This window comes from Chondromyces apiculatus DSM 436 (genome assembly GCF_000601485.1).
GTDB lineage: Bacteria > Myxococcota_A > Polyangia > Polyangiales > Polyangiaceae > Chondromyces > Chondromyces apiculatus.
Map to the genome: position 1 here is coordinate 1 of NZ_ASRX01000154.1, position 3,378 is coordinate 3,378.

The window sequence follows — 3,378 nt, forward strand, 5'->3', positions numbered from 1 at the left end:
CTTGCTCCCCCCACCTCCCCGACCCGCATCCTCGACATCGGCTGCGGCACCGGCAGCACCACCCTCGCCATCGCCCGCCACCTCGGCCCCCGCGCCCACTGCACCGGCATCGACCTCTCCGCCCCCATGATCACCGCCGCCCGCGCCCGCGCCGCCCTTGAGCCCACCCCCCCCGACTTCCTCTGCGCCAGCGCCCAGACCCACCCCTTCCCCCCTGCCGCCTACGACCTCCTCCTCTCCCGCTTCGGCGTCATGTTCTTCCCCGACCCTGTCCTTGCCTTCACCAACCTCCGCCGCGCCGCCGCCCCCCGCGCCCTCCTCCACGCCATCGCCTGGCGCGCCCCTTCCGAAAACTCCTTCATGACCACCGCCGAGCGCGCCGCCGCCCCCTTCCTCCCCGACCTCCCCCCTCGCCGCCCCGACGCCCCTGGCCAGTTCGCTTTTGCCGACCCCTCCCGCGTCCACACCATCCTCGACGCCAGCGGCTGGACCGACATCGCCCTCCACCCCCTCGACGTCCCCTGCACCCTCCCCGAGCCCGCCCTCCTCCCCTACCTCACCCGCCTTGGCCCTGTCGGCGTCGCCCTCCAGCACCTCGACGCCCCAGCCCGCGCCCGCATCCTCCCCACCCTCCGCGCCGCCTTCGACCCCTTCGTCCACGGCCCCAACGTCCACTTCACCGCCGCCTGCTGGACGATCACCGCCCGCGCCCCATCCACCCCGCCCCTCCCGCAGGAAGCCGCGACCGCCTGATCAATGAGGCCGTGGACCCCCTCCCCAAAGGGCCCTTGAGGAACGCTGCTCGAACTCCAGCGTACGCGCCGCGCGGCTTGCCGCGGCGGACCATCGGCGCAATGCTGCGAACCAGCATGGAGAGCTTCGTATCCGAGGCACGCACGATCTGCGAACGACTCTCGCGCCTCGACCTCCGGCGCGTCGCATTCGGCGCACGGAGCCACGGCTACACGTTCGCCCCCTGCCTGACCGAGGCGGAAGTAGCGGAGGCCGAACAGCGCCACGGCCTCACCCTCCCCCCGCCCTACCGCGCGTTCATCACCCGCCTCGGCAATGGCGGCGTTGGTCCCCAGTACGGAATCGGCCCCTTCCGCGTCTCGGAGGAGCACCAGTCCCGCCCCTTCCCGCACACCGCCCCATTCCAGCTCACGGAGGACACCCTCGACGACCTGCTCCCAGGCGCCGCGCGGCTCGCCGATTGCGGCTGTGGCATCGAAATCGTGCTGGTGCTGAACGGACCCGCCGCTGGGCAAGTATGGCTGGACGCGCGCTACGAGGGCGGCATCTCGCCCCTCCGCGACGCGGCCCGGCAGCCCCTGACCTTCGATGCCTGGTGGCTCCACGACATGCGCGCCCTCCTCGCCCGCTTCGAGACCATCGCGGCATTGATGCACGAGGGCACCCTCCACGAAGAGATCCACGCCAAGCTCGAACCGCGAGAGCTCCAGCTCCACGTCGACGAGGCCATGGCGAGCCTGATGGACCGCGACCCCACCGGCAGGCCCCCGTTGATCCCCAGCAAACCCTGGGGACTCATCTGCGGCCAGGTCGACGTCCTGTACCGCGCCTGGCTCGCAAACCGCACCCAGAAGCCTCGCCCCCCTCCATCCGATCCCGCCGACAACAAGCCCTGACCGCCCACCCACACGAAGCGGCAAACGGCTCTCATGCCCATGCCCCCCTCCCATCGCTGTCCTGAGACGGCCCCACCCCCATTGTCGGCGACATCTCCGAGCACCCCCCCTCCTCGCCCAGCGCCTCCTCGAGCAAGGGCATGACGTCGGCCTGTTCAGACCCGCCGCGCGGCGCTGGAGTGGCTGGATCGATCGTGAGGTGGGTACGCGGCTGCTGCCTGCCGGCTGCCCCCTCATTTCGGCACCAGCTTCGACGCATTCCTGGGCGAAGATCCCCCCTCCGCCGCGGCCTGACGTCCCCGCCCCGGCCTCTCGCCCTCGCACCCCTCTGACCGCCTCCCCCCGACGGCCTCCCCCCTCCTGCTCAGCCCAGCTCCTCTCCGGCCTCGAGATCCACCCACCCCTTGCGCTGGTGCGACGCATAGAGCGCCTCCACCACCCTCTGCACCTCCAGCGACCGCGCAAAGCTCACCGGCGGCTCCCCCCCCTCGCGCACCGCCCGAACGAACCCCTCGAAAATCCTCGCGAGCGACACCCGCTGCCCCCCGCTCGTCTCACCCGCATCCCCCTCCACCACCCGCCCAGCGACCATGAACAGCCGCTCCGGCACCTGCACTTCCTGCCCACTGGGCGCCAGCCCGAAACCACTCTTCGCCGCATACAGCCTCGCCGTCGCCACGCTCGGATACTGCAGCGCCTCCAGCCGCAGCCGCCCCTTGCTCCCGAACGCATCGATACAGAACCCCGGACTATCCGCCGCCGTCCAAGAAGTCGTCAGCGTCCCCATCGCACCACGGCCGAACCTCAGCAGCGCCTGCAACGTATCATCCGTCTCCACCTCCATGCTCTCCCCCCCCGGCAGCTCCCACCTCTTCACCTGCGTCTCCATCCGCCCCACCACAGACGCAATGGGCCCAAACACCTCCCGCAGCGCATGCAGCAGATGCGACCCTTGATTGCGCGTCACACTCACCCCCAGCCCCCCCTTCCCGAACCACGTATAGGGAAACCCCGGAAAAATCTTGAGAAAGAACGACAGGTGCCACGAGCAATGCACCTGAAACACCTCCCCCACATACCCCTCCTCGACCATCTCCTTCATCAGCGCCAGGTGCGGCAGCCCCACCACGCTCGCCGCCGCAGCCCCCACCACCCCCTTCTCCCGCTGCAGCCTCACCAGCCCTTCCGCCGCCTCCAGCGACGGCGCGAACGGCATCTCATTGACCACATGCTTCCCGGCCTTCAAAGCCGCCGTGACAATCTTCTCCCGCAGCACCGGACTCGTCCCCGTATCGATGACATCGACCTCCGGATCCCCGCACATCGCCTCGTAATCCCAGAACGCCCTTCCCACCCCGCACTGCGTCGCCGCCGCCTCCGCACTCTCCCGCCGCGACGTGCAGATCGCAGTCACCTCCACATCCCCGAGCAGCCTCCAAGCCGGCAAATGGGCCACCACCCCCCAGTTCGCCCCCACAATCCCGACCCGCAGCTTCCCCATACCTGTTCTCGCCATGCGCCCAATCCTTCCTGGATGACCCTGACGACCATGCCAGACGATGGCCTTCAACCCGAGTACGACGTGCAACGCCCCCCCGCAGCAGCCCCCGAGCGGCCCACCTCCAGGCGTTGGAAGGGTGTTTAGTTCTCCGCGAGCCCGGTTCCGGTTTCCATGGATCGAAGCCCCGAGTCCCCCCTCCGCCCCAACCTCTGCTCCCGCCGCCCCAAC

At 69.9% G+C, this 3,378-nt stretch carries 3 protein-coding genes; 2 read left to right on the top strand and 1 reads right to left on the bottom strand.

Annotated features, from left to right (window positions below; all coding sequences use genetic code 11):
* On the top strand, window positions 1–753 hold a 753-nt coding region (locus tag CAP_RS43160; protein WP_044252629.1), incomplete at its 5' end, for a class I SAM-dependent methyltransferase.
* Window positions 754–854: 101 nt separating this feature from the next.
* Window positions 855–1,649 (top strand): SMI1/KNR4 family protein, encoded by a 795-nt coding sequence (locus CAP_RS43165; protein WP_044252632.1) that lies wholly within the window; start codon window positions 855–857, stop codon window positions 1,647–1,649.
* A 364-nt stretch (window positions 1,650–2,013) separates the two neighbouring features.
* On the opposite strand, the gene CAP_RS43170 is transcribed toward CAP_RS43165, so the two are convergent.
* Entirely contained in the window at window positions 2,014–3,165 is a 1,152-nt protein-coding gene (locus CAP_RS43170; RefSeq protein ID WP_081865863.1) for a Gfo/Idh/MocA family protein, read from the bottom strand.
* Window positions 3,166–3,378: the final 213 nt, after the last annotated feature.

What these genes read in the sequence shown, in the direction of transcription:
- CAP_RS43170 (WP_081865863.1), bottom strand. Translation starts at nt 3,165, where the DNA reads ATGGCGAGAACAGGTATGGGGAAGCTGCGGGTCGGGATTGTGGGGGCG.
- CAP_RS43165 (WP_044252632.1), top strand. Translation starts at nt 855, where the DNA reads ATGCTGCGAACCAGCATGGAGAGCTTCGTATCCGAGGCACGCACGATC.